Consider the following 25,016-nt stretch of genomic DNA (forward strand, 5'->3'; position numbering starts at 1 on the left):
GCCCCGGTTCGCTGGACTGCGGTGGACGCCTGTGCTCTGGAGGGGGCGGTGAGGCGTCTCGGACGAGCGCCCACACTATCGGCTGGGCAAGACGGCGGCCCGCCCCCTGTGGATAACCCACGGGTGACGGGCCGTTCGGTTGCGTAAGAGAAGTCCCGCGCAGCCTGCCTCGCGTCAGACGGCGGCCTTCTTCAGCCGGCGGCGTTCGCGTTCGGACAGGCCGCCCCAGATGCCGAAGCGCTCGTCGTTGGCGAGGGCGTATTCGAGGCACTCGGAGCGGACCTCGCAGGAGAGGCAGACCTTCTTGGCCTCGCGGGTGGAGCCGCCCTTCTCCGGGAAGAAGGACTCGGGGTCGGTCTGGGCGCACAGCGCGCGCTCCTGCCAGCCGAGTTCCTCGTCCGCGTCGTCGACCAGCAGTTGCTGCACCGTCTCGGTCATGTGCGCCCCTCGTCTGTCTTTCGCGTCCCCGTGTGACGGCCGTTACCGATATCGGCTGAACGACACGAGTGAAATTACAAGTGTGCTGCTCCGGGCGAGTCAAGCCGAGATCTGCTATTGGGCCCCTTATTCACTCTGCGGAACCAAGGCCTTGCGGAAAGTGTTCAAATCGGCATAAACCTTGACAAGCAGCTGAGGCCCGGGAGGGCTGCCGAGCCCTGCCAGGCCTTGCGGGGCCTGTACGGGGAAGGACGCCCATCAGTTCGATCTCGTTCCGCACGCGCGCGTGAAGTCTCGGGGGAGATCACGGGCCGCGCGCCCGGTTGTGCGCCATGTGTCCCGGTAAGCGCATGAGCAAACCTTTCACCACGGAGATGGACCGGATGAGGTGAAACATGTCCCACATCCCGGTCGTCGAGTTGACAGTGGAGGTGTGAGCCGCTGTCCTTGTGGGCATGCTCGCGAACTTGGCACTCACCTCGACCCGCTCCGCCGGGTCCCTCGGTGCTGCCCCCGTTCGTCGTAGCTGTTGTTGCTGTTGCAGCTGTTGAGCCCAACGCGCTCCGGTTGCTCCTGAGTCCACCGTGACTCGGCTGCTAGTGCCCCGCCCGCACCAGGGCATTCCTGTCTCCCCGCGATCCGGGCGGGACGGTCCGCGACACCCAGCCAGCCCCCACTTCTTCCGCCGAGGAACCCCGCACTCCATGAACAGCGACAACGACCTCCAGATCGCCGGCGACCTCCTCGAAGTCCCGCATCTCCTCCAGGCCCCGCGCGAGCACCCGGCCACCGTCGCCGAGTTCGCCGGTCTGGCCCGCACCATCGCCGAGGACCGCTCCCAGTGGGCGCACCTGGTCCGGTACGACGCCACCAGCCGCTGGTACCACCGGCTGCGCACCGGCCCCGGATACGAGGTGTGGCTGCTGTCGTGGGTGCCCGGGCAGGGCAGCGGACTGCACGACCACGGCCCGTCCTCCGGTGTCCTCACCGTTCTGGAGGGTGTGCTGACCGAGCGGACCGAGCGGGGCACGCGCGCGCTGGGAGCGGGGGCGCAGCGGGTGTTCGCCCCGGGGTACGTGCACGAGGTCGTCAACGACGCCCTGGAACCGGCGGTGAGCCTGCACGTCTACTTCCCTGGCCTGACCGAGATGCCCATGTACACGGCCTGCACCGCGCGCGAGTCCTACGACGAGGTGGACGTCGTGACCGCGTGACGCGTTGTCGTACCCGCCTGCGAGACTGGCTCCCATGCGAATCGTGGTTCTGGCAGGCGGCATCGGCGGTGCCCGTTTCCTGCGTGGTCTGAAGCAGGCCGCGCCGGACGCGGACATCACGGTCATCGGCAACACCGGGGACGACATCCACCTCTTCGGGCTCAAGGTCTGCCCGGACCTCGACACCGTGATGTACACGCTCGGCGGCGGCATCAACGAGGAGCAGGGCTGGGGGCGGGCCGAGGAGACCTTCCACCTCAAGGAGGAGCTCGCGGCGTACGGCGTCGGGCCCGAGTGGTTCGGGCTCGGGGACCGGGACTTCGCCACCCACATCGTGCGCACGCAGATGATCGGCGCCGGCTATCCGCTGAGCGCGGTCACCGAGGCGCTGTGCGACCGGTGGAAGCCGGGGGTGCGGCTGATCCCGATGACCGACGACCGGGTCGAGACGCATGTGGCGGTCGAGGTGGACGGCGAGCGCAAGGCCGTGCACTTCCAGGAGTACTGGGTACGGCTGCGCGCGTCGGTGCCGGCCCACGCGGTCGTGCCGGTGGGCGCGGAGCAGGCCAAGCCGGCGCCGGGCGTCCTGGAGGCGATCGCGGAGGCGGACGTCGTGCTGTTCCCGCCGTCCAACCCCGTGGTGTCGGTCGGCACCATCCTCGCCGTCCCCGGCATCCGGGAGGCCATCGCCGAGGCCGGGGTGCCGGTCGTGGGCCTCTCCCCCATCGTCGGGGACGCGCCCGTGCGGGGCATGGCCGACAAGGTCCTCGCCGCGGTCGGCGTCGAGTCCACGGCCGCGGCGGTCGCCGAGCACTACGGCTCCGGCCTGCTGGACGGCTGGCTCGTCGACACCGTGGACGCGGGCGCGGTCGAGCGGATCGAGGCGGCCGGCATCCGCTGCCGGGCCGTACCGCTGATGATGACGGACCTCGACGCGACCGCGCGGATGGCCCGGGAGGCCCTGGACCTGGCGGAGGAGGTGCGCGGGGCGTGAGCGCGATGTCCGCCGGAGCCGGAGCCGAAGACCGAGGCCGGGCCGAAGCCCCAGAGCAGGCCGAAGCCCGGGGCCAGGCCGAAGCCCATGGCCAAGGCGAAGCCCATGGCGTGGCCGAAGCCCGAGGCCAGGACGACGGCTACCGGGTGTGGGCGGTTCCCGGCCTTCCCGAGGTGCAGCGTGGGGACGACCTGGCCAAGATGATCGCCGCCGCCGAGCCCGGGCTGGCCGACGGGGACGTCCTCCTCGTCACCTCGAAGATCGTGTCCAAGGCGGAGGGGCGGATCGTCGAGGCCGCCGACCGGGAGGCCGCGATCGACGCCGAGACCGTGCGGGTGGTGGCCCGGCGCGGGCCGCTCAGGATCGTGGAGAACCGGCAGGGCCTGGTGATGGCCGCCGCCGGGGTGGACGCCTCCAACACCCCCGCGGGGACCGTGCTGTTGCTGCCCGAGGACCCGGACGCGTCCGCGCGGGCGATCCGGGACGGCCTGCGCGCCGCCCTCGGAGTCGACGTCGGTGTCGTCGTCACGGACACCTTCGGGCGGCCCTGGCGCGCCGGGCTCACCGATGTCGCGATCGGGGCCGCGGGCGTGCGGGTGCTGGACGACCTGCGGGGCGGGACGGACGCGTACGGCAATCCGCTGAGCGCGACCGTGGTGGCGACGGCCGACGAACTGGCCGCCGCCGGTGACCTCGTCAAGGGCAAGGCCGCCGGGCTGCCCGTCGCCGTGGTGCGCGGACTGGCGCACGTGGTGGCCGGGGAGCCCGGGGAGGGCGCGCGGGCCATGGTGCGTCACGCGCGCGACGACATGTTCCGGCTCGGGACCTCCGAGGCGGTACGGGAGGCGGTGGCCCAGCGACGTACCGTACGGGCCTTCACCGACGAGCCCGTCGACCCCGGGGCCGTACGGCGGGCGGTGGCGCTCGCGGTCACCGCGCCCGCGCCGCACCACACCACGCCGTGGCGGTTCGTGCTGCTGGAGTCCTCCGAGTCCCGTACCCGTCTCCTCGATGCCATGCGGGACGCCTGGATCGCCGATCTGCGGCGGGACGGGAAGTCGGAGGAGTCCATCGCGAAGCGGGTGCGCAGGGGGGACGTCCTGCGGAACGCTCCCTATCTCGTCGTGCCCTGTCTGGTGATGGACGGCTCGCACACCTACGGCGACGGGCGGCGGGACGGGGCCGAGCGGGAGATGTTCGTCGTCGCCGCGGGCGCCGGGGTGCAGAACTTCCTCGTCGCGCTGGCCGGGGAGCGGCTCGGGTCGGCGTGGGTGTCGTCCACGATGTTCTGCCGGGACGTCGTGCGGGAGGTGCTGGGACTGCCCGAGGAATGGGATCCGATGGGGGCCGTGGCGGTGGGGCATCCGGCGGAGGAACCCCGGCCGCGGGCGGAGCGGGACGCGGGGAGTTTCATCGAGGTGCGGTGAGGTGCGTCTAGTCTCGTAGGGCTTCGCCAGTTCCCCCCTCTCGTACCTCAGGACATCACTCGTGGCAGGACGCTTCACTCCGCGGCCCACCCGTACGACCGTGCGCGGTGGCGAGGTCGTCGTGCCCGCCCCGCGGCGGGAGCCGGCCCCGGTCGAGGCCCCGCTGGTGCGGAACTGGGTGCCGGGGTGGCCGGTCGATCTCGGGCTGGTCCTCGGGGCGCTCAGGCGGGGGCCCGGGGACCCCACCTTCCGGGCGATGCCGGACGGGTCGGTGTGGCGGGCCAGTCGCACGCCGATCGGGCCGGGGACGCTGCGGGTCCGTGTGTACGGCGGTGAGGTGCGCGGCGAGGCGTGGGGGCCCGGGGCCGAGTGGCTGCTCTCGCAGCTGCCGGAGCTGCTCGGGGCCGCGGACGATCCTTCCGCGTTCGTGCCCCGGCACCGGATCGTGGCGCACACCTGGCATCGGCGGCCGGGACTGCGGCTGACGCGGACCGGGCTGGTGCTGGAGTCGTTGATCCCGTCCGTGCTGGAGCAGAAGGTCACGACGGACGAGGCGTACCGGGCGTGGCGGTTGCTGGTGCGCAAGTTCGGGGAGCCGGCGCCGGGGCCCGCGGCGGGCGGGCGACTGTGGGTGATGCCCGCGCCTCGGACCTGGGCGCTGATTCCCTCGTGGGAGTGGCATCGGGCCGGGGTCGACAACAAGCGGGCGTCGACGATCCTGCGGTGCGTGCGGGTCGCTGCGCGGCTGGAGGAGGCGATGACGATGGCGCCGGCCGCTGCGCAGGCTCGGTTGGAGGTGGTACCGGGGGTGGGGCCTTGGACGTCCGCGGAGGTGGTGCAGCGGAGTCATGGGGCGGCGGATGCGGTGACCGTGGGGGATCTGCATCTGCCGGGGATCGTGGGGTTTGCGCTTGCGGGGGATCGGGATGCGGACGATGCGGTGATGCTGTCGCTGTTGGAGCCGTATGCGGGGCAGCGGCATCGGGCTGCTCGGTTGATCTTGTTGAGTGGGCGTACGCCGGGGCGGCGGGCGCCTCGGATGACTCGGGGGGATATCGGGCGGTTGTGACGGTCGTGGGGGGCCGGCGGATTTTTTTCGCCCCCGCCGCCCCTACCCGTCCCATCCTCCAGGGGCTGCCGCCCCTTCGACCCCGGCTCCAGGGGCTCCGCCCCCGGACCCCCGCTCCTCAAACGCCGGAGGGGCTGAATTGGCGGGAACGCCGGAGGGGCCGGATCGGCGAGAACGCCGGAAGGGCCGGATTTCGCGAGCGCCGGAGGGGCTGGATTGTGCGGAACGGCGGATCTCGGGCTTGCGCTTACTGGTCCGACGAGAAGCGGACCGCTCCCGCCGGGATTCTCGCGTCGCACCAGATCCTCATGCCGTCCAGCAGTTCGTTGTCGGGGCCGATGATCGCGCCGTCTCCTATGACCGTGCCGGTGAGGACGGAGCGTTCGCCGACCCGTGCCCTCGTGCCGATCAGGGAGTCGGTGATGACCGCGCCCGGTTCGATCACCGCGCCCGGGAGGATCGTGGAGCCGGAGACCCGGGCGCCTTCCGCGACGTACGCGCCCTCGCCGACCACCGTGCCGCCCGTCAGCTTGGCGTCGGCGGCGACCCTGGCCGTGGGCAGGATCAGGCGGTCGCCGCAGCGGCCGGGGACCGCGGGGGACGGGGCGCGGCCGAGGACGAGGTCGGCCGAGCCGCGGACGAAGGCGGCGGGCGTGCCGAGGTCCAGCCAGTACGTCGAGTCGACCATGCCCTGGAGGTGGGCTCCTGCCGCGAGGAGTTCGGGGAAGGTCTCGCGTTCGACGGAGACCGGACGGCCCTGCGGGATCGTGTCGATGACCGAGCGGCGGAAGACGTACGCGCCCGCGTTGATCTGGTCGGTGACGATCTCCTCGGGGGTCTGCGGCTTCTCCAGGAAGGCGAGGACACGGCCCGTGTCGTCGGTGGGGACCAGGCCGTAGGCGCGCGGGTCCGTGACCTTGGTGAGGTGGAGGGAGACGTCGGCGCGGGTCTCCTCGTGGGTGCGGACCAGCGCCCCGATGTCCAGACCCGTGAGGATGTCGCCGTTGAAGACCAGGACCGGGTCGTCGGGGGCCGAGTGCAGCCGGGCGGCCACGTTGCGGATCGCGCCGCCCGTGCCGAGGGGCTCCTCCTCGGTGACGTACTCGAGGTGGAGGCCGAGGGACGAGCCGTCGCCGAAGTGCGGTTCGAAGACCTCCGCGAGATAGCTCGTGGCGAGGACGATGTGGTCGACCCCGGCCGCTCTCGCTCTCGCCAGCTGATGGGTGAGGAAGGGGACCCCGGCCGCCCGGACCATGGGCTTCGGCGTGTGGACCGTGAGGGGCCGCAGCCTCGTGCCCTTGCCGCCGACCAGGAGGATCGCTTCTGTCACCTGTTGTCTCCGCTTCCTGCCGGGACCGGCCCGAACTGTCTTTCGACCGGCAAGTGTATGCAGACCGTTGTGCGGTGCCTTCGACGGGTGTGCGGCGGTACGCGCCTGCTCCCGGCGATCGTCAGCGGCCCTGGTAACGCGCGGCTGTCGTGCGGGTGGATCCGAGCTTGCCGTAGAGCTTCCGGCCGGGGCACTCCGTGGCGAAGCCGTCCCGGTGACCGGAGATGACGTTCAGTCGTACCTTCTTGCCCTTCGGGTAGAGGTTGCCCCCGCCCGACTTCAGGTAGGTCTTGCCCTTCGGGTTCGCGCCGTACAGGCCGAGCTTCCACGCCGTCAGCCGTGCGACGGCCTTCACCGCGGCGGCGGGCGGCTTGGTCGTGCCGTAGCTGCCGAGGACGGCGATCCCCATGCTGTTGGTGTTGAAACCGAGGGTGTGGGCGCCGAGCACCGCCTTCGCCACGCCACCGGCCCGGCCCTCGTAGATGTTTCCGCACTTGTCGACGAGGAAGTTGTAGCCGATGTCGCGCCAGCCCATGCTCTTGACGTGGTACCGGTAGATACCGCGAATGAGCGAGGGTGCCTGTGCACAGCTGTATCCGTTGCCGGACGCAGTGTGGTGCACGAAGGCCGCCTTGACCTTCTTCGTGTAGACGAACGACCGCTCGCGCAGCTTCTCGTCGGCTCCCCAGCCACGCCGGGTGACGATCCGCGGGCGCGGTCCGATGTACGGCTTCGCCCGCTGCTGGGTCGTCAACTCCCCCGCGCGCAGGGAGAACAGCTCCCGCTCGGTGCGGGCCCGGCTCAGCTCGGGGATCTCGGTGGCGCCGGGGGCGGCCAGGCCTGCGTTGGCGGCGTCCGCGTCCGCGTCCAGCGTGGCCTGGTCGGCGGCCGGTTCGGCGTCGGGTCCGGCGCCCGGTTCGACGGTGGGGGCCGTGTCGTGGGGGACGACGGCGCGCGGGGCGGCGGCGGGTGCGGCTTCCCGGGTGCCGGGTGCCGGGGCGCTGCTGCCCGGGTCCACGAGTTCCAGGCGCAGGCCCGTCGGGAGGGGGGCGCTCGCCGTCGCCGTGCGGGAGCCGCGGGCCGTGTCCTCGGTCCTGCGGTCGGCCTCGGCTCGGACGCGCACCTCCACGCCGTCCGAGTCGCCCACCCACAGCGGTGCCGTCGCGCCGTGGACGCGGCCGGAGGTGCGTTCGGCGGTGCCGGGGTCGGCGGCGTCGTCGTTGTGGGTCTCCAGGTCCTGCCAGCCGGACCAGGTGTCGGCGCCGACGGCGCGGGTGCGGACCTGGACACTGCCGTGCAGAACGGTGTCCGGGTCGTTCCAGACGACGCCGACGAGGGAGAAGTGCCGTACGTCCCGGCGGGGCAGGCCCTGTTCGGCGGCCGCGGGGGCGAGGGTGCGGTCGCGGGAGGCGAGGGGCGCGAGGGGCAGCGACTGGGTGCTGCCGGGGGCCTGGGCGGCGTCCTGGGCCCGGCCCCCGCGGAGGGCGTCGGCGGCACCCCTGGCGTCGGCGGCACCCCTGGCTTCCGCGCCCGCCGCCGTGCTGGCGGATGCCGTGCCCGCGAACGCCGTGCTCGCGGATGCCGGGGACGCCGGTCTCGCCGCGGCGGCGGGCGAGGTGAGGGGCAGGGCGAGGGCGGCCGCACAGGTGACGCCGATCGAGGAAGCAAGAAGTCCACGCATGCTCCTGATCTTGGACATAGTCATATAAATCTGTCCATCCGGGAACTGACGGACCGTCGGGTGCTGTTGCGCCGAACCGGTGGCCCCGCGCGAGGGCGTCCGGCGGTGCGCCCGCGTACGCTTCTGCGGGTGAACGCCACTGATCGCACCCCTGCCGACCTGCTGCGTTCCGCGCTCGCCGCGGATCCCGGACGCCCCCTGGTGACCTTCTACGACGACGCCACGGGCGAACGCGTCGAATTGTCCGTGGCCACCTTCGCCAATTGGGTGGCCAAGACCTCGAACCTCCTCCAGGGCGACCTCGCCGCGGCGCCCGGCGACCGGGTGGTGCTGCTGCTGCCCGCGCACTGGCAGACGGCGGTCTGGCTGCTGGCGTGTGCGTCGGTGGGGGTGGTCGCGGACGTCGGCGGGGATCCCGCGGCGGCGGACGTCGTGGTGAGCGGACCGGATTCCCTGGAGGCGGCCCGGGCCTGTTCCGGGGAGCGGGTCGCGCTGGCGCTGCGGCCGTTGGGCGGGCGGTTCCCGCAGCCGCCGGAGGGGTTCGTCGACTACGCCGTGGAGGTACCGGGGCAGGGGGACCGGTTCGTGCCGTTCGCTCCGGTGGATCCGGATGAACCCGCGCTGGTCGTCGCCGGGCGTGAGTTCAGTGGGGCGGAGGTCGTGGAGCGGGCGCGGGCGGAGGGGACGGGGGATCGGGTGCTGTCGGGGTTGTCGTACGACACGTGGGACGGGGTGTGTGCGGGGTTGTTCGGGCCGCTCGCCAACGGGGGGTCCGTGGTGTTGTGCCGGCATCTGGAGCGGTTGGGTGAGGAAGGGCTTGCCAAGCGGGTCGAGGATGAGCGGGTGGGTGTGGTGCGCCGCTGAAAGAGGGTGGTTGCGACCGGTTGGCGGCAGACAGGTCGCGTGTGGCTGGTCGCGCAGTTCCCCGCGCCCCCTTAGTGGGTGCAGTCACCCGAGTGGAGCAGTACCGGGCCTCCCCCGAACCCCGGTCACGCCATGGTCGTAGGAACAGATCCCTACGCCATGAGGGGTGGGCCGACCCGTGACCGACAGTCCTCGTGCCCTAGGGCCCGGTCTCGGGGTGTCGGCTCACGGTGACGGGCTCGTACGGCGGCGTCGGCGGCGGTGGCTGCGCGGGGCCGGGGTCGGCGCCGGTGCGGTCGTCCTCGTCGCCGCCGGTGTCGGAGGGGTCCTCTACGCCAAGCTCGACGGGAACATCACGCCCGACGAGGCGGCCGCCGCCGAGCTCGCCCGGTACGAGAAGGAGCGGCCGACCTCGCTGGTGAAGGGTGCGCTGAACATCCTGCTGATCGGGTCGGACTCGCGGTCGGGGAACGGCAACGCGCGCTACGGGCGGGACTCGGGGACCGAACGCTCGGACACCACGATCCTGTTGCACCTGTCCGCCGGGCGGCACACCGCGACCGCGGTGTCACTGCCGCGGGACCTGATGGTGGACGTGCCCGCCTGCCGGCGGCCGGACGGCACCCGCAGCCGGCCGGCGTTCGACATGTTCAACCACGCCTTCCAGAAGGGCGGTTCGGCCTGCACGATCCGTACCGTCGAGAGACTCACGGACGTTCGGGTGGATCACCACATGGTCGTCGACTTCCATGGCTTCAAGGACATGGTCGACGCGGTGGACGGGGTGACGGTCTGCCTCTCCGAGCCGATCGACGACAAGGCCGCCAAGCTGCGGCTTCCGGCGGGACGGGTGACGCTGGACGGCGAGGAGGCGCTCGGTTACGTACGGGCCCGCAAGTCCCTCGGCGACGGCAGCGACACCGAGCGGATGGATCGCCAGCAGCGCTTTCTCGGGGCGCTGGTGCACAAGGTGCAGAGCAATGACGTACTGCTGAATCCGGTCAAGCTCTATCCCGTGCTGGACGCGGCGACCTCCTCGCTCACCACCGACCCGGACCTGGCGAGCCTGCGCGGGCTGTACGAACTCGTGCGCGGGCTGCGGGACATCCCCATGGGGCGGGTGCAATTCCTCACCGTGCCGAGGGAGCCGTACGTTCACGACGCAAATCGCGATCAACTCGACGAACCCGAAGCCCGGCGCCTTTTCGAACGGTTGCGCAAGGATGAGCCGGTGAAGGTGACGGAGAAAGCCCCGAAGGTTTCAGAAGATTCTCATGACGAAGAAGCCTATGAAGAATCTGAGAACGTCGGCGGGGTGCCCACCTTCCGCGGCAACACGGCCGCCCAGGACGCCTGCGGGTAAAGCATTTCCCAAGGGGGCGGAGCGGTGTCCAGGCAAATGGGCGGATTGCCCGGTTGTAGGCACGTGGAATTCATCACCGCCGTAACCTGTCGGCGAATCGGACGGCTAGGGTGAGCGCTCCGGTGCATCCGGCCGTCGGAGGATTCAGCAACCATGGACGCACAAGGCCGTGGGCAGGCGGGCGACATCGACCCCGCCGACCAGTGGGTACTCAACCCGCACACCGGTGAATACGAACTGCGACTGAACCCTTCCGCACCGCAGTCGGGTGTTCCCGGTCCCCGTAGATCCACCCCCGCGCCCAGCAGGACGGGCCCGCCCGCGGGGCGTACGACCGCTCCCCCGGCGCCGGGCCGTGACGTGCCCGCGCCGCGCAGGCGGCGGGGCGCCCCGCCCGAGGAGCCGCTGCCGGGACGGCGGGGACGCCGGCCGGTCAAGAAGAAGTCGAATGCGAAGAAGGCGCTGCTGTGGACCGGCGGCACGATGGCTTTCGTGCTGATCGCGGCCACGGGCGGCGGATATCTCTACATCCGCCATCTCAACAGCAACATCACCTCCGTCTCCGACGACGGCGCGAGCACCGGTGGCTTCCAGACCGACAAGGCGATCAACATCCTGCTGATCGGCACGGACAAGCGCACCGGGGCGGGCAACGAGAACTACGGCGACAAGAACAGCGTCGGACACGCGGACACCACGATCCTGCTGCACGTCTCCAAGGACCGTACGAACGCGACCGCGCTCAGCATTCCGCGCGACCTGATCGTGGACGTGCCGGACTGCCCGACCACGCAGGAGGACGGTTCCACCAAGGTCATCCCGGGCACGGACGCCGTCCGCTTCAACACCAGCCTCGGACAGGGCGGCCGTACGCCCAGCTGCACGGTGCGGACCGTGACGGAGCTCACCGGGATCCAGGCCGACAATTTCATGGTGGCCGACTTCAACGCGGTCAAGACGCTGACCACGGCGGTCGGCGGGGTCGAGATCTGCCTGGGCAAGGACATCGACGACAAGGACTCCAAGCTCAAGCTGTCCAAGGGCACGCACACCATCTCCGGTGAGGACGCCCTCGCGTTCGTGCGCACCCGGCACTCGGTCGGCTTCGGCGGTGACCTGAGCCGGATCGGGCTCCAGCAGCAGTTCCTGAGCGCGCTGATGCGCAAGCTGAAGTCGAACGACACGCTCACCAGCCCGACGAAGATGCTGAAGCTGGCGGAGGCGGGCACCAAGGCGCTGACCGTCGACTCGCAGCTCGACAGCATCTCCAAGCTGAAGGACCTCGGTCTGGAGCTCGGCAAGCTGAACGTGAAGAACCTGACCTTCACGACCGTGCCGGTGGTCGACAACCCGGCGGAGAAGGTGAAGGCGACGGTCGTCCTCAACGACGCGACCGCGCCCACCGTGTTCGACATGATCAAGAACGACGTGTCCTTCACGGAGGTCAAGAAGAAGGCCAGCGCGTCCAAGAGCGCCGAGGCGGCCGAGGAGGCGGCCCGGCTCAAGGGCACCAAGTCGGCCGCGTCCGCGGTGCGGGTGCGGATCCTCAACGGCGGTGCGCAGGCGGGCAGTGCGCAGGCCGAGCTGGAGTACCTCCAGAACGAGGAGGGCGTGCTGAAGTCGGAGAACGCCGGCAACGCGGGCACCTCGCAGGCGAAGACGACCCTGGAGTACGCGCCCGACCAGGCCGACCAGGCGCGCCGCCTCGCGGACATCCTGGGCCTGTCCGGGGCGCAGTTGAAGCCCGGCAAGAGCGTCACCAACTCCCAGGGCCTGCCCACCATGACCCTGACCCTGGGCAAGGACTTCAAGGGCGCGGGGGTGTCCTTCACGACGGCGACCAAGGCCCCCGAGGGGGTGCAGCAGTCCACGGCCGACAAGGTCGAATGCGCCAAGTGAGGTGACCTGAAGGGCCTGTTGTGCGTCTAACACGACGTACGGCAGGCCTTTTTGTTTCGTACGGCAGGTCATTTCGGCTCGTACAGCAGGTCTTTTCGTTCGTTCCGTGGGTGTGAGGGTGGGGAGACAGGGGATGGCGCACAGCAGTGTTCAGGGGGAGGGCGCCCGGACGGATGTCCGGCCCGGCCAGGGGACGGGTCCGGAGAGACCGGGGCGGCACGGGCGGCGGGGGGTCCGGCGCAAGCACCGGGTGCTGCGCTGGTCGGCGGTCACGCTCGCCGTGCTGATACTCGGCGCCAGCGGCGCCGGCTACCTCTACTACGAGCATCTCAACGGCAACATCCGCAAGGGCGAGCGCAGCAGCGGCGACTCCAAGGCGCGGAAGACCGAGGCGAACGCGGCCGGTCAGACCCCGCTGAACATCCTGCTGATCGGCTCGGACAGCCGTAACTCCGACGAGAACGTGAAGCTCGGCGGCAGCAGGGACGACCGGGGCGACGCGCCTCGCGGCGATGTGCAGATGCTCATCCACCTGTCCGCGGACCGCAAGAGCGCCGCGATGGTGAGCATCCCGCGCGACACCCGCGTCGACATCCCCCGGTGCCAGGACCCGGACACCGGGAAGAAGTTCCCCCCGACCAACACCATCATCACCAACTCGCTGGCCCGCGGCGGGGCCGGCTGCACGCTCGCCACCTGGCAGAACCTCACCGGGGTCTACATCGACCACTGGATGACCATCGACTTCGCGGGCGTGGTGCGGATGGCGGACGCCATCGGCGGGGTCAACGTCTGTGTCCGGCAGAACGTGTGGGACCGGCCGACGGCCGCGGTGCCCGGCGGTTCCGGACTGAAGATGAGGGCGGGCACCCACAAGGTCAAGGGCAAGGAGGCGCTCCAGTGGCTGCGCACCCGGCACGCCTGGGGCAGTGACCTGATGCGGGCCAGGGCCCAGCACATGTACCTGAACTCGATGATGCGGACGCTGACGAAGCAGAACGTCTTCACCGACACCCCGCGCCTGATGGACCTGGCCGAGGCGGCGACGAAGTCCCTGAAGGTGTCCGAGGAGATCGGCACCGTGAAGAAGCTCTACGACCTGGGCACCCAGCTCAAGTCGGTGCCGCCGGACCGCATCACCTCGGTGACGATGCCGAACCTGGCGGACCCCGAGGACGAGAACCACGTCGTCCCCGACGCCAAGAACGCCGACAAGCTCTGGGAGATGCTCCGCGACGACGTGCCCCTCGACGACAAGGGCAAGGCGTCCGACGCGAAGAGGACCGTCAAGGACCAGGCCGGCAAAGCCCCTTCGGCGCCGGACGACCGGATCGGGGTCGTCGTGCAGAACGCCACCGCCACCGCCACCCTCGGCCCGGTGAGCGGACGCGCGGGCGTGCTCGCCCAGGAACTCGTGGAGAAAGGTTTCACGCAGGCGTCCAAGGACGCGACGGCGGGCCTTTCCGAGGACCGGACGGTCGTGCGCTACCCGAGCGCCGATCTGGAGGGCGACGCCCAGCGCATCGCCAAGTCCCTGGGGATTCCCCTGAGTTCGGTGAAGAAGTCCACCGACGTCTCCGGGGTCACCCTCGTCGTGGGCGCCGACTGGCGCACCGGCACCGCCTATCCGAAGCAGTCCACGCCCAAGGCCGGAGACCTGCCCGCCAACTCGGACGCCATCAACGGCTCGGACACCAAGCAGTGCATGCCCGTGTACGGGGTCTACCAGTGGTAGTCGAACAGCCCGGCCCGTCCGTACGTACTCCTTGGGCAGGAACCACTCGCACACCAGGACGCCGGACCCCCTGCCGAGGAAATGGGGTGGATTGACCGCTTGTGGGGCCGAGGAATCCCTCGCTGCTTGGCTCGACGCCCGAACGGGCGGCTAGTGTGAGCGATCCAGTGATCCCCGGCCATGAGACCTGTCCTGGGATCGAGCACTGTGTCGACCGAACCGTGCGCCTTCCGGGGGGAGGTGTCGCGTGGCCCTGACGGAGGATTCGGACCAACGTGGACGCGCAAGGCCATGGGCGGGCGAACGACGTCGATCCCGCAGACCAGTGGGTGCTCAATCCGGCCACCGGCGAATACGAACTGCGGCTGGCTCCCGCGGCACCGCAGTCGCCCGTGCCCGGACCCCGTAGAGCAGCCCCCGTGCGAAACGGCGCTCCCGGCGGCCGTACGACCGCAGGAAACGGCGTCCCCGGCAGCCGTACGACCGCGCCCGTGGCCCCCGGCCGCGACGTCCCGCCGCCGCGCAGACGGCGGGACGCCCCCGAGGAGCCGCTGCCGGGGCGGCGCGGACGCCGGCCGGTCAAGAAGAAGTCGAACGCGAAGAAGGCGCTGCTGTGGACCGGCGGCACCATGGCGTTCGTCCTGGTCGCCGGTGCCACCACGGGCTGGTTCTATCTGAAGCACCTCGAAGGCAACGTCGGCACGACGGACGTCGGCGACGCGGCCGCGAGCAGCTTCAGCAAGGACGAGGCCTTCAACATCCTCGTCATCGGCACCGACAAGCGCACCGGCGAGGGCAACGAGGGCTACGGCGACAAGGGCAGCGTCGGCCACGCCGACACCAACATCCTGCTGCACGTCGCCAAGGACCGTTCGAACGCGACCGCGCTCAGCATCCCGCGTGACCTGATCGTCGACATCCCGGACTGCCAGACCAAGCAGGAGGACGGGTCCGACGCGGTCGTCGCGGGACAGGACGGCGTCCGCTTCAACCGGAGCCTCGGCGAGCGCGGCCGGGACGCGGGCTGCACGATGCGTACCGTCGAGGCGGCCACCGGCATCAAGCCCGACCACTTCGTGATGGCCGACTTCAACGCGGTGAAGACCCTCACGTCGGCCGTGGACGGGGTCGACGTCTGCGTGGAGAAGGCCGTCGACGACAAGCAGTCGAAGCTGAAACTGCCGGCCGGCGAGTCGAAGGTGGAGGGCGAGCGGGCCCTCGCCTTCGTGCGCACCCGGCACGCCTTCGGCAACTCCGGCGACCTGGACCGGATCAAGGTGCAGCAGCAGTTCCTCGGCTCGCTGATGCGGAAGATGACCTCCGGCGACACCCTCACCAGCCCGCGCAAGCTGCTGAAGCTGGCGGAGGCCGCGACGGAGGCGCTCACCGTGGACAAGGCGATCGGCAACGTCGGCACGCTCAAGGACATCGCCCTGGAGCTGAAGAAGGTGCCGACGAAGAACATCAGCTTCATGACGGTCCCGGTGAAGGACAACCCCGCCGAGACAGTCAAGGCGACGGTCGTCGTCGACGAGTCGCAGGCCCCCGCGATCTTCGAGGCCATCAAGAACGACGTCTCGTTCACCGAGGTCAAGACGGAGCAGAAGAAGGAGAAGGCGGAGATCGCCGCCCGGCTCAAGGGCACGAAGTCGGCCGCCTCCGACGTCCGGGTCAGCATCCTCAACGGCGGCGCGCCGGCCGGAAGCGCCCAGCAGCAGCTCGCCTACCTCCAGACCGAGGCGGGCGTGACCAAGTCCGACAACGCGGGCAACGCCGAGGCGCCGCTCGCGAAGACGACCCTGGAGTACGACCCGGACCAGGCCGACCAGGCCCGCCGGCTCGCGGACATCATGGGCCTGTCCGGCGCGGCGCTGAAGCCCGGCAAGAGCGTCACCAACGCCCAGGGTCTGCCGGCCATGACCCTCACCCTGGGCAAGGACTTCAAGGGCGCCGGGGTGAAGCTGAACGCGGCCACGACCGCCCCGGCGAACGTGGCGGGCAGGTCCACCGCCGACAAGGTGCAGTGCGCGAGCTGAGGGTTCCCGGGTCCGGCACAGGTCCGCGGGCGCCCAGAGCCCGCACAGGTCTGACGGTTCCCAGGTCCCGCACAGGTTCGTAGGGCAACCTCACGGGCCCGTCGTATGTCTAAGGACGTGCGGCGGGCCCGCGGTGTGATGTGCGGGTCCGGTGGGGTGGGTGGGAGGACAGGAACGTTGACAACGCAATACAGCGTGCAGGAATCGGCGCCGGCGACCGAGGCGGAGGGCTGGGCGGGCAGCCGTCGGGCGCCGCGCAAGCACCGGCTGCTCAGATGGTCCGCGACCACGCTCTCGGTGCTGATACTCGCCGTGGCCGGGACCGGCTACGTGTACTACCGGCACCTCAACTCCCAGATCCAGCACGACGATCTGAACCTCGGGGACAACAAGGTCGCCGGACCGACGCCGAACGCCGCCGGCCAGACCCCGCTGAACATCCTGGTCATCGGCTCCGACGCGCGGGACAACGAGGAGAACCAGAAACTCGGCGGCGCCCGGGAGACCTTCGGCTCCACTCCCCTCGCCGATGTGCAGATGCTGCTGCACGTGTCCGCCGACCGCAGCAACATGTCGGTCGTCAGCATGCCCCGCGACACCCTCGTGAAGATCCCCAAGTGCACGGACCCCGACGACGGCAAGGTGTACGCGGCGAGCGAGGGCCGGGTGATGACCAACCAGAGCCTCGGCCACGGCGGGCCCGGCTGCACGGTGGCCACCTGGCAGGAGCTCACCGGCATCCACATCGACCACTTCATGATGGTCGACTTCTCCGGTGTGGTGTCCATGGCCGACGCCATCGGCGGTGTCCCGGTCTGCGTGGACGCCAACATCCTGTCCCGGGACAGCCAGGGCCACGGCTCCGGACTGAAGCTGCGGAAGGGCACCCACCCCGTCAAGGGCGTGCAGGCCCTCCAGTGGCTGCGCACCCGCTACGGCTTCGAGGACGGCAGCGACCTCGCCCGCGCCAAGGCCCAGCACATGTACATGAACTCGATGGTCCGCCAGCTGCGCGAGAACGCGACCCTGAGCAGCCCCAACAAGCTGCGCAAGCTCGCCGACAAGGCCACCGAGGCGATCACCGTCGACCCGGACCTCGCCGGCGTCAAGCAGCTCTACGACCTCAGCAACGAGCTGCGCAAGGTGGAGCCCGCGCGGATCACCATGACGACCATGCCGAACCGGTACGTCGGTGCGCGCGTGGAGCCCACCGAGGACGCCGAGCAGCTGTTCCGGCTGGTGCGCGAGGACATCGCGCTGGACGGCAAGGACGCGAAGAAGGCGACCGCGGAGAAGTCCGAGGAGACCTCGGCCGACCCGGCCGCCGCGAAGGACGAGATCGGGATCCTCGTCCAGAACGGCACCCGCACCAGCACCCTGGCCGCGGCGAGCGGACGCGCGAGCACGGTGGCCGGGCTGCTGACCGGGAAGGGCTACACCAAGGCGTCCTCCGACCGGTCCGCCTCCCTCAGCGAGGCGCGGACACTGGTGCGCTACCCGAGCGCCGAGCTGGAGGGCGACGCCCGGGCGGTCGCCAAGTCCCTGGGAATCCCGATGAGTTCGGTGAAGAAGTCCACCGACGTCTCCGGGGTCACGCTCGTCGTCGGCGCGGACTGGCGCGAGGGGACGACGTACAAGGCACCCGAGCAGGACGACACCACCCCGAAGACGGCGGAGGCCCTCAACGGGGCGGACGAGTCGGCCTGCATGCACGTGAACCCCGGGTTCACCTGGTGAGGTGCCCCCGGGGTCAGCAGGTGAGGTGAACCCCGGGGGCAGCAGGTGAGGTTCAGACCTCGTTCAGCACGGCGGGTCGTCGGGAGGCGATGACCCGCCGGGCGAGCGACCGCGGGCTCGTCAGGAAGCCGTACCCCCAGCACATGTGCATGGTGGCGAGGGCCACGGGGATCTGGAGCCGCGCCTTCAGCGGCAGCCCCCTGCCCGCGGGCAGCGAGCCGAGGACGATCGCCGCGAGGTAGCCGCCCGGGATCACGAAACCGAGCGGGGTCAGCGCGGCGCCCACCACGATCCCGGCCGCGATCGCGCACACCGCGGTCGGCGGGGCGAGGTAGCGCAGGTTGATGGAGCCCTCGTGGTAGCGGGCGACGACGTGCCGCCAGCGGCCGTAGTCCTTGTACTGCTTGGCGAGGGCCTTCACCGACGGCCTCGGGCGGTACGACACCCTGAGCTCGGGCGAGAACCAGATCAGCCCGCCCGCCTCGCGGATCCGGAAGTTGAGCTCCCAGTCCTGCGCGCGGATGAACTCCTCGTTGTAGCCGCCCTGTTGCTCCAGCGCCTCGCGCCGGAACACCCCGAGGTACACGGTCTCGGCGGCCTGTGCCTCGCCGCCCGTGTGGAAGGCCGCGTTGCCGACGCCGATCTTCGAGGTCATCGCGGCGGCGACCGCGCGCTCCCAGTCGTTCTCGCCCTCGGCGTGCATGATGCCGCCGACGTTCTGCGCGCCGGTCTCCTCCAGGAGCCGTACCGCGGTCGCGATGTAGTTCGGCGAGAGCATGCCGTGCCCGTCGACGCGGACCACGATCGGGTGCCGGGAGGCCTTGATCGCGGCGTTGAGGGCGGCCGGCGTGCGGCCGGTCGGGTTCGGGACGGTGTGCACGCGCGGGTCGTCCGCCACGAGCTGGGCCGCGATCTCGTCCGTGCGGTCCGTGGACGGACCCAGGGCGATCACGACCTCCATCTCGCCGGCGTACTCCTGCGCGAGGATCGCTTGGACGGCTCCGCGCAGATGCCGCTCCTCGTTGAGGACGGGCATGATCACAGAAACGGCGGGGAGTCGCACGTCGGGCTTGGCGTTCATAGGGGGCTCACGTTACCGCGAACGGGGGACACCGATGCGCCCCGCCCGGGGCGGTGCCCCTCGTCGCAGATCGTATCGGCCTACGGTGCTCACGATCCCTCGTTCGGCTGCCCTCGCGGAGGTGTTCCCGCATGCCCACCACGCCGCCCCGCCCCTCCGCCGCCCGCCCTCGCCCCCCGCAGCGCCGCCCCGCGCGGCCCCCGGTACGCCGCAAGCGACCGCGCTGGGCCCTGCGGGCGGCGACCACGCTCTCCGTCGTCGTGCTCGCCTCCGCCGGCATCGGGCACGCGGTGATGACCAGTCTCGACGCGGACATCGCACGCGTGGACCCCTTCAAGGACATGAAGAACCGGCCCCGCGCCGGACACGGCATGAACGTGCTCCTGGTCGGCACCGACGGCCGCGACAAGATCACCGAGGAGGAGCGGCAGAAGTACCGGCTGGGCGGCGCGCCCTGCCACTGCACCGACACCATCATGATCGTGCACATCTCGGAGGACCGGGAGCGGGCGAGCGTGGTGAGCCTGCCGCGCGACTCGTACGCGATGACGCCCTCGCACGTCGACGCCACCACCGGGGAACGCCACCAGGGGCATCCCATCAAGATCAACGCGGCGTACGCGGAGGGCGGGCCCCAGCTCACGGTCCGGACCGTGGAGTCCATGACCCACGTGAAGATCGACCACTACCTGGAGGTCGACTTCACCAGCTTCATGAAGACGGTGGACGTCCTCGGCGGCGTCGAGATCTGCAACGCCGACCCGCTGAAGGACGCCTACACCGGCCTCGACCTGGCACCCGGCCGGCACCGGCTGATGGGCGGCGAGGCACTCCAGTACGTCCGCTCCCGGCACGCCGACGGCTCCTCCGACCTCGGCCGGATGAAACGCCAGCAACGCTTCCTCGCGGCGCTGATCGACCGGGCGACGTCCTCCGGGATCCTGCTGAACCCGATGAGGTTCCGTGACGTGACCCGGGCCGTCCTCGGCTCCGTGCGCGCCGACAAGGGCTTCGGCACGGACGAACTGCTCGACCTGGGCCGGGCGATGCGGAACTTCTCCCCGTCCTCCTCGGAGTTCACGACCGTGCCGATCGGCCAGATGGGATACCTCGTCAAGGGCGTCGGCTCGACGCTGAAGTGGGACCCCGCGAAGTCGGCGCAGCTCTTCAAGGCCCTGCGCGAGGACCAGCCGCTCGCCGCGCACAAGCCGCGCAGCAAGGCGCTGCTGGTCCCGGTCTCCCCGCAGCAGATCCGCGTCCAGGTCGAGAACGGCACGGCGAGGACGGGACTCGGCCAGCGGGTCGACGCGGCGCTGGCGGCCACGGGTTTCCGCACGACGGGCACCCCGACGAACTCGGCCACCCCCACCACGAAGCGCACCCTGATCACCTACGACCCCCGCTGGGACCGCTCGGCCCGCTCCCTGGCCGCGGCCCTGCCCGGCAGCGAACTGCGGGCGGTGCCCGGGCAGGGGGCCGTGCTGAAGGTGGTCGCGGGGACGGACTTCGAGCGCGTACGGAAGGTTCGGGCCGAGGACGAGTTGCAGGGGGAGTTCGGGGTGGTCACGGGGGATGAGGTGGGGTGTGTTTAGGGGAGGCACCGGCCGGGGGCGTTGGTAACGGAATGCGGGTGACCCGGTGTGCCCTGAGGGTGGTCCGGGGTGCATCAAGGGTGATCCGGGACCGGGGGTTGATCCGGGGACCCGAGGTTGATCCGGGGACCCGAGGTTGATCCGGGGACCCGAGGTTGGTCAGGCGGCGCAGGATGGGCTGGTGTCCGCCGACTTCCGTATCGCCGACTACGACCCCGACTGGCCCCGCCGGGCCGCCGCCGCGATCGACGCCCTGCGCGGGGCGGCTCCCGGGCTGTTCGTGGAGATCGAGCACATCGGGTCCACGGCCGTTCCGGGGCTGGCCGCCAAGCCCGTCATCGATCTGATGGCCGCCGTCCGTGACCTCTCGCACACCCGGCCCCACGAGGACGCGCTGGCGGGTCTCGGCTTCCACCCCCACGTCAACGGGATGACCGACCGGCTGCTGTACGTCCGCGCCCCCGACGGCATCCGCAGTCACGTCCTGCACGTGGTGTCACGGGAAAGCTGGCCGCACCGCAACCAACGGCTGCTCCGCGACTACCTGCGCGCCCGCCCGGAGGAGGCCGACCGGTACGCGGCCCTCAAGCGGGCGATCGTCGCCTCCAGGACGGCACCAGGCGGGTACGCGGCGGCGAAGACGCCCCTCGTGCAGGAACTCACGGACCGGGCCCGGGCAGAGCGAGGGCTGCCACCGGAGCCTGTGTGGGAGAAGGGCTGAGCGTGGGCGTTCCCGGGGCGGGCCGTCCGGGAGCGGGGGTCGCCGCCGGGGCCCGTATCGGAGAGGAGCTGAGCCCGGGAGCTCCCAGGCGACTGGGGGTTCCCGCCCCGGCCGCATGGGAGAGGGGCTGAGCGCAGGGGCGGCTCCCAGGTCGAGCGGGGGGCTGCCACCGGGCCGGTGCGGGAGAAGGGGCTGACCGCGGGCGTTCCCGGGGCGGGCCGTCCGGGAGCGGCGGTCGCCACCAGGGCCCGTATCGGAGTGAGGCCGAGCGCGGGAGCTCCCAGGTCGAGCCGGAGGCTGCCCCCGGGCCCGTGCGGGAGAAGGGCTGAGCGCGGGCGTTGCCGGGGCGGGCCGTCCGGGAGCGGGGGTGGCCGCCGGAGTCCGTGTGGCGGCCCGGGGCCGGTCGTGTGCTCAGTCGTCGAAGCCCTCCGCCGCCCGCTTCTCGCGCAGTTCCTTGATCGCGCGGCGCCTCGCGAGGCGGTGCGTGCGGCGGATCTGGGCCTCCTGGTAGCGGCGCTCGTCGCGCTCCGTCTCCGGGAGGACCGGAGGGACCCGGCGGGGCCTGCCGTCGGCGTCCACGGCCGCGAAGACCAGGTAGGCCGAGCCGACCTGGGTGGCCGGGGTCGACTCGTTCCAGCGCTCGGCGAGGACCCGCACTCCGACCTCCATCGAGGTCCGGCCGGTCCAGTTGACCTGGGCCTTCACATGGACGAGGTCGCCGACCCGGACCGGCTCCAGGAACGCCATCTCGTCCATGGAGGCGGTGACCGCGGGTCCGCCGCTGTGCCGGCCGGCCACCGCGCCCGCCGCGTCGTCCACCAGTTTCATGATCACGCCGCCGTGCACCGTACCGAGGAGGTTGGTGTCGGCCTGGGTCATGATGTGGCTCAGCGTGGTGCGAGAAGCCGAGGTGGGCTTGCCCGGGATCTCCGGAGGCTCCGGGGACTCCGGAGACTCCGGTCCGACGGCGGCGGTGGCCTGGTCTGTCATGGCCCCACCCTATGCCGTGATGACAATTCGGGAATTTGTGTCAGCTTGGCAACAGCGGTGACCTGATTTTCCGACGGCCCTTGTATAGGGCCCGGCGGGTACCGGCACACTGGGGCCCATGAACGATTGGCCCGAGGGATGGTCCGGCGACAACCGCGGCGACCGGTACGGACGCGGCAGCGCGAGCGCACAGCCCGAGAGCGCCCGCGTGATGCGCCAGGTGCGCCGCGGCCAGGCGCCGCCGTACAACGCCGGCGTGCCCCAACAACAGGGGTACGTCAACGGCCAGGGCCACGGTGACTACGACGGGTACGACAGCGGCTACAACACCGGCCAGGTGTACGGCAGCCCCGGCGGCGCCGGCCACGGCGGTCCCGGTGACCCGGTGGGCGGCCGGGGTCCGCGTCCCGCGCCGAACTGGCGCAAGCGGATCAAGTGGACCGCGATCGTGGTGATCACCGGGCTGGTCGTGACGACCGTCGGCACCTACTTCTGGGCCGACTCCAAGCTCAACCGCGAGGTCGACCTGTCCAAGGTCATCGACCGGCCGGAACAGGGCGACGGCACCAACTACCTGATCGTCGGCTCCGACAGCCGCGCCGGGCTCTCCTCCGCGCAGAAGAAGCAGCTGCACACCGGCTCCGCCGAGGGCAAGCGCACCGACTCGATGATGATCCTGCACACCGGCAGCAACGGCGACACGCTGATCTCGCTGCCGCGTGACTCGGACGTGGAGATCCCGACCTTCGTCGGCTCCGAGTCCGGCAAGACGTACAAGGGCACCGGCCGGCACGTGAAGCTGAACGCCGCGTACGCCGAGGACGGCCCCGAACTGCTGGTGCGCACGGTGGAGTTCAACACCGGGCTGCGCATCGACCACTACGTCGAGATCGGCTTCGCCGGCTTCGCGAGCATCGTGGACGCGGTCGGCGGTGTCGAGATCGACATCGACAAGGGGTTCAAGGACAAGTACTCCGGCGCCGACTTCAAGGCGGGCAAGCAGACGCTGAACGGCGACCAGGCGCTCGCCTTCGTCCGCACCCGGCACGCCTTCGCCGCGTCCGACCTCCAGCGGACCAAGAACCAGCAGAAGTTCCTCGCGGCCCTCGCCCACCAGGTGGCCACCCCGGGCACGGTCCTCAACCCGTTCAAGCTCTACCCGACGCTCGGCGCGGGCCTGGACTCGCTCATCGTCGACAAGGACATGGGCCTGTACGACCTGGGCTCGATGTTCTTCGCGATGAAGGGCGTCAACGGCGGCGACGGCACCTCGCTGAACATGCCGATCTCCGGGTCCACCGGCGGCAACCTCGTCTGGGACAAGGCGAAGGTGAAGCAGCTGGTCCAGGAGCTGAACAACGACGAGAAGGTCACGGTCACGGGCAACTGACCGCGACAGACACAGCGAAGGGCCGGTCAGGCGGACCGGCCCTTCGCCGTGTCCGCCCTTCGCCGCGTCCGTCCTTCGCCGCGTCCGTCCTTCGCCGTGTCCGCCCTACGCCCGCCGGGCCGAGCCCAGCGGCGCGGTGTGCGGCAGCACCAACCGGCCCTCCCCGTCGGCGAGTTCGGCCGCGAGACGGTCGTACTCGCGCCTGATCCGTACGACGGTCCCGGGGCTCTGCGAGGTGACGACCAGCCCGATGGTGCCGATGCCCGCGGCGGCCCCGCTCCACCACTCCTCGGCGGTGGGACGGTGCTCCCACACCACCTCCGCGCACCGCGCGTCGACGAGGCCGGCCTCCGCGAGCAGCGCCGCGAACCCCTCCGCCGTACGGCCGAAGTCCTCGTCCGGGGCGAGGCGGGGCAGGTGGTCCGGCGGCACCGCCCCCGCGGCCTCGCAGGCCCGCCCGAGCAGCTCCATCCCGCTCTGGCGGCCGCCGGCCCAGATGGTCAGGGCCGCGCTGCCACCCGGACGCAAAACTCTCCGCAGCTCCGCCAGCGCGGTGCGGGGGCGGCCGACGTGGTTGAGCACGAAGTTGCCGACGACGGCGTCGAACTCGGCATCCGGGTAAGGGAGTTCGGGCAGTACGCCGATCCGTGCGTCGACTCCGGCGGTGCGGGCCGCCGCGACCATCCCCGCGTCGGCGTCCACCGCGCTCACCCGTGCCCCGCGCGCCACCGCGGCCAGCGCCGCCGTACCGGTGCCGGTGCCGACGTCCAGCACACGTGTGCCCGCCCCGATCCCGGCCGCGTCCAGCAGGGCGGGAACCGGGTGCGCGCACAGCCGCGCGAAGCTGCCCGCGTACGCCTCCGACCGCCCCGACCACATCGTCCGCTCGGCCGCGTCGAAGGCCTCTGTCGCACTCGTCATGGCGCCAGCCTGCCGCAGACGGGGTCGGAGGCACCCGACGGGGGGGCACCTCCGACCCTGGGCGACCGACGTCACATCGTCATGCCCGCCATGGCCCGACAGGTCTCCACGCAGCGGCGACACGCCTGCGCGCACCGCATCAGCTGGGGATCGTCCGGCATGGACATACACGCCTCGGCGCACGTCTCGCACGCCTTGGCACACATCGCGCACATCTCCGCCGACATGGACGAGCGGCGCATCATCATGTCCGCGCACATGCGGGTCATGTCGGCGCAGTCCATGAGCGCGCGCATGATCTGCATCTGGGCCTGGCCACCCCTCTGCATGCAGGCGCTCATGGTCTCCTCGCAGACGCTGTGGCACTCCATGCACGCCGCCACGCAGTCCTGCATCTCCTTGCTCATCGCGGACATGCTCTCGGCCTGGGTCATGGCTCCTCCTGGGGACGCGGGAGCCCGGGGCGGGCCCCGTGTCCTTCCGTCCTACGCCCCTGCCACGCCGGACGCCATCGGGCGGACGTCATCAATCCGC

General features: G+C 71.0%; 20 protein-coding genes. 13 read left to right on the forward strand and 7 right to left on the reverse strand.

Annotation, left to right across the window (positions count from 1 at the left end):
* Positions 1–174: 174 nt before the first annotated feature.
* Positions 175–438, reverse strand: a complete 264-nt coding sequence (locus tag AQJ54_RS36770; RefSeq protein ID WP_020137941.1) for a WhiB family transcriptional regulator — start codon at positions 436–438, stop codon at positions 175–177.
* A gap of 704 nt (positions 439–1,142) precedes the next feature.
* Between AQJ54_RS36770 and AQJ54_RS36775 the strand changes: the two genes are divergently transcribed.
* The 4 genes from AQJ54_RS36775 to AQJ54_RS36790 all read left to right on the forward strand — a co-directional run bounded on the left by AQJ54_RS36775 (position 1,143) and on the right by AQJ54_RS36790 (position 5,142).
* Positions 1,143–1,652 (forward strand): cysteine dioxygenase, encoded by a 510-nt coding sequence (locus AQJ54_RS36775; RefSeq protein WP_062245133.1) that lies wholly within the window; start codon positions 1,143–1,145, stop codon positions 1,650–1,652.
* 34 nt (positions 1,653–1,686) lie between these two features.
* Complete coding sequence (cofD, locus tag AQJ54_RS36780; RefSeq protein ID WP_062029823.1) at positions 1,687–2,646, forward strand: 2-phospho-L-lactate transferase; 960 nt, start codon at positions 1,687–1,689, stop codon at positions 2,644–2,646.
* 5 nt (positions 2,647–2,651) lie between these two features.
* Positions 2,652–4,073 (forward strand): coenzyme F420-0:L-glutamate ligase, encoded by a 1,422-nt coding sequence (locus AQJ54_RS36785; RefSeq protein WP_428843818.1) that lies wholly within the window; start codon positions 2,652–2,654, stop codon positions 4,071–4,073.
* 61 nt (positions 4,074–4,134) lie between these two features.
* Positions 4,135–5,142 carry a DNA-3-methyladenine glycosylase family protein gene (locus AQJ54_RS36790; RefSeq protein ID WP_062245139.1) on the forward strand — a complete coding sequence of 336 codons (1,008 nt, stop codon included), beginning with the start codon at positions 4,135–4,137 and terminating at the stop codon, positions 5,140–5,142.
* A 247-nt stretch (positions 5,143–5,389) separates the two neighbouring features.
* Here AQJ54_RS36790 and manB read toward each other — a convergent pair whose 3' ends face one another.
* Complete coding sequence (gene manB, locus AQJ54_RS36795; RefSeq protein WP_062029827.1) at positions 5,390–6,472, reverse strand: mannose-1-phosphate guanylyltransferase; 1,083 nt, start codon at positions 6,470–6,472, stop codon at positions 5,390–5,392.
* Between the two features lie 121 nt (positions 6,473–6,593).
* The gene (locus AQJ54_RS36800; protein WP_169808263.1) at positions 6,594–8,153 is read right to left on the reverse strand and encodes a peptidoglycan recognition protein family protein; all 1,560 of its coding nucleotides are present in this window, start codon (positions 8,151–8,153) and stop codon (positions 6,594–6,596) included.
* A gap of 129 nt (positions 8,154–8,282) precedes the next feature.
* Between AQJ54_RS36800 and AQJ54_RS36805 the strand changes: the two genes are divergently transcribed.
* From AQJ54_RS36805 to AQJ54_RS36830, 6 genes are all read left to right on the forward strand, one after another.
* Positions 8,283–9,017: a TIGR03089 family protein gene (locus tag AQJ54_RS36805; protein WP_062245144.1), complete on the forward strand. Its 735-nt coding sequence runs from the start codon at positions 8,283–8,285 to the stop codon at positions 9,015–9,017.
* 178 nt (positions 9,018–9,195) lie between these two features.
* A complete protein-coding gene (locus tag AQJ54_RS36810) occupies positions 9,196–10,380 on the forward strand; it encodes an LCP family protein (protein WP_062245146.1) in 1,185 nt (394 codons plus the stop codon).
* 153 nt (positions 10,381–10,533) lie between these two features.
* Positions 10,534–12,279: an LCP family glycopolymer transferase gene (locus AQJ54_RS36815; RefSeq protein ID WP_063803009.1), complete on the forward strand. Its 1,746-nt coding sequence runs from the start codon at positions 10,534–10,536 to the stop codon at positions 12,277–12,279.
* A gap of 133 nt (positions 12,280–12,412) precedes the next feature.
* Positions 12,413–14,014: an LCP family protein gene (locus AQJ54_RS36820; RefSeq protein ID WP_062245149.1), complete on the forward strand. Its 1,602-nt coding sequence runs from the start codon at positions 12,413–12,415 to the stop codon at positions 14,012–14,014.
* Between the two features lie 275 nt (positions 14,015–14,289).
* Positions 14,290–16,050, forward strand: a complete 1,761-nt coding sequence (locus AQJ54_RS36825; protein ID WP_079070181.1) for an LCP family protein — start codon at positions 14,290–14,292, stop codon at positions 16,048–16,050.
* Between the two features lie 138 nt (positions 16,051–16,188).
* Positions 16,189–17,787: an LCP family protein gene (locus AQJ54_RS36830; RefSeq protein ID WP_207917411.1), complete on the forward strand. Its 1,599-nt coding sequence runs from the start codon at positions 16,189–16,191 to the stop codon at positions 17,785–17,787.
* Positions 17,788–17,839: 52 nt separating this feature from the next.
* On the opposite strand, the gene AQJ54_RS36835 is transcribed toward AQJ54_RS36830, so the two are convergent.
* Positions 17,840–18,868: a glycosyltransferase family 2 protein gene (locus AQJ54_RS36835; RefSeq protein ID WP_062029840.1), complete on the reverse strand. Its 1,029-nt coding sequence runs from the start codon at positions 18,866–18,868 to the stop codon at positions 17,840–17,842.
* Between the two features lie 131 nt (positions 18,869–18,999).
* On the opposite strand from AQJ54_RS36835, the gene AQJ54_RS36840 reads away from it, so the two are divergent.
* Together AQJ54_RS36840 and AQJ54_RS36845 are read left to right on the forward strand one after the other, a co-directional pair.
* The gene (locus AQJ54_RS36840) at positions 19,000–20,460 is read left to right on the forward strand and encodes an LCP family protein (protein WP_062029842.1); all 1,461 of its coding nucleotides are present in this window, start codon (positions 19,000–19,002) and stop codon (positions 20,458–20,460) included.
* A gap of 181 nt (positions 20,461–20,641) precedes the next feature.
* Positions 20,642–21,181 (forward strand): GrpB family protein, encoded by a 540-nt coding sequence (locus tag AQJ54_RS36845; RefSeq protein WP_248845516.1) that lies wholly within the window; start codon positions 20,642–20,644, stop codon positions 21,179–21,181.
* 411 nt (positions 21,182–21,592) lie between these two features.
* On the opposite strand, the gene AQJ54_RS36850 is transcribed toward AQJ54_RS36845, so the two are convergent.
* Positions 21,593–22,171 (reverse strand): acyl-CoA thioesterase, encoded by a 579-nt coding sequence (locus AQJ54_RS36850; RefSeq protein ID WP_062029851.1) that lies wholly within the window; start codon positions 22,169–22,171, stop codon positions 21,593–21,595.
* A gap of 118 nt (positions 22,172–22,289) precedes the next feature.
* Between AQJ54_RS36850 and AQJ54_RS36855 the strand changes: the two genes are divergently transcribed.
* On the forward strand, positions 22,290–23,561 hold the full coding sequence (locus tag AQJ54_RS36855; protein WP_062245154.1) for an LCP family protein: 1,272 nt from the start codon (positions 22,290–22,292) through the stop codon (positions 23,559–23,561).
* A gap of 105 nt (positions 23,562–23,666) precedes the next feature.
* On the opposite strand, the gene AQJ54_RS36860 is transcribed toward AQJ54_RS36855, so the two are convergent.
* Positions 23,667–24,482 carry a class I SAM-dependent methyltransferase gene (locus AQJ54_RS36860; protein ID WP_062245158.1) on the reverse strand — a complete coding sequence of 272 codons (816 nt, stop codon included), beginning with the start codon at positions 24,480–24,482 and terminating at the stop codon, positions 23,667–23,669.
* Positions 24,483–24,553: 71 nt separating this feature from the next.
* A complete protein-coding gene (locus AQJ54_RS36865) occupies positions 24,554–24,916 on the reverse strand; it encodes a four-helix bundle copper-binding protein (RefSeq protein WP_062245163.1) in 363 nt (120 codons plus the stop codon).
* Positions 24,917–25,016 lie beyond the last annotated feature (100 nt).

The organism is Streptomyces griseorubiginosus, from assembly GCF_001514195.1.
Taxonomy (GTDB): Bacteria; Actinomycetota; Actinomycetes; order Streptomycetales; family Streptomycetaceae; genus Streptomyces; species Streptomyces griseorubiginosus.

What these genes read in the sequence shown, in the direction of transcription:
- AQJ54_RS36770 (WP_020137941.1), bottom strand. Translation starts at nt 438, where the DNA reads ATGACCGAGACGGTGCAGCAACTGCTGGTCGACGACGCGGACGAGGAA.
- AQJ54_RS36775 (WP_062245133.1), top strand. Translation starts at nt 1,143, where the DNA reads ATGAACAGCGACAACGACCTCCAGATCGCCGGCGACCTCCTCGAAGTC.
- cofD (WP_062029823.1), top strand. Translation starts at nt 1,687, where the DNA reads ATGCGAATCGTGGTTCTGGCAGGCGGCATCGGCGGTGCCCGTTTCCTG.
- AQJ54_RS36785 (WP_428843818.1), top strand. Translation starts at nt 2,652, where the DNA reads ATGTCCGCCGGAGCCGGAGCCGAAGACCGAGGCCGGGCCGAAGCCCCA.
- AQJ54_RS36800 (WP_169808263.1), bottom strand. Translation starts at nt 8,153, where the DNA reads ATGCGTGGACTTCTTGCTTCCTCGATCGGCGTCACCTGTGCGGCCGCC.
- AQJ54_RS36815 (WP_063803009.1), top strand. Translation starts at nt 10,534, where the DNA reads ATGGACGCACAAGGCCGTGGGCAGGCGGGCGACATCGACCCCGCCGAC.
- AQJ54_RS36820 (WP_062245149.1), top strand. Translation starts at nt 12,413, where the DNA reads ATGGCGCACAGCAGTGTTCAGGGGGAGGGCGCCCGGACGGATGTCCGG.
- AQJ54_RS36830 (WP_207917411.1), top strand. Translation starts at nt 16,189, where the DNA reads ATGTGCGGGTCCGGTGGGGTGGGTGGGAGGACAGGAACGTTGACAACG.
- AQJ54_RS36835 (WP_062029840.1), bottom strand. Translation starts at nt 18,868, where the DNA reads ATGAACGCCAAGCCCGACGTGCGACTCCCCGCCGTTTCTGTGATCATG.
- AQJ54_RS36840 (WP_062029842.1), top strand. Translation starts at nt 19,000, where the DNA reads ATGCCCACCACGCCGCCCCGCCCCTCCGCCGCCCGCCCTCGCCCCCCG.
- AQJ54_RS36850 (WP_062029851.1), bottom strand. Translation starts at nt 22,171, where the DNA reads ATGACAGACCAGGCCACCGCCGCCGTCGGACCGGAGTCTCCGGAGTCC.
- AQJ54_RS36855 (WP_062245154.1), top strand. Translation starts at nt 22,290, where the DNA reads ATGAACGATTGGCCCGAGGGATGGTCCGGCGACAACCGCGGCGACCGG.
- AQJ54_RS36860 (WP_062245158.1), bottom strand. Translation starts at nt 24,482, where the DNA reads ATGACGAGTGCGACAGAGGCCTTCGACGCGGCCGAGCGGACGATGTGG.
- AQJ54_RS36865 (WP_062245163.1), bottom strand. Translation starts at nt 24,916, where the DNA reads ATGACCCAGGCCGAGAGCATGTCCGCGATGAGCAAGGAGATGCAGGAC.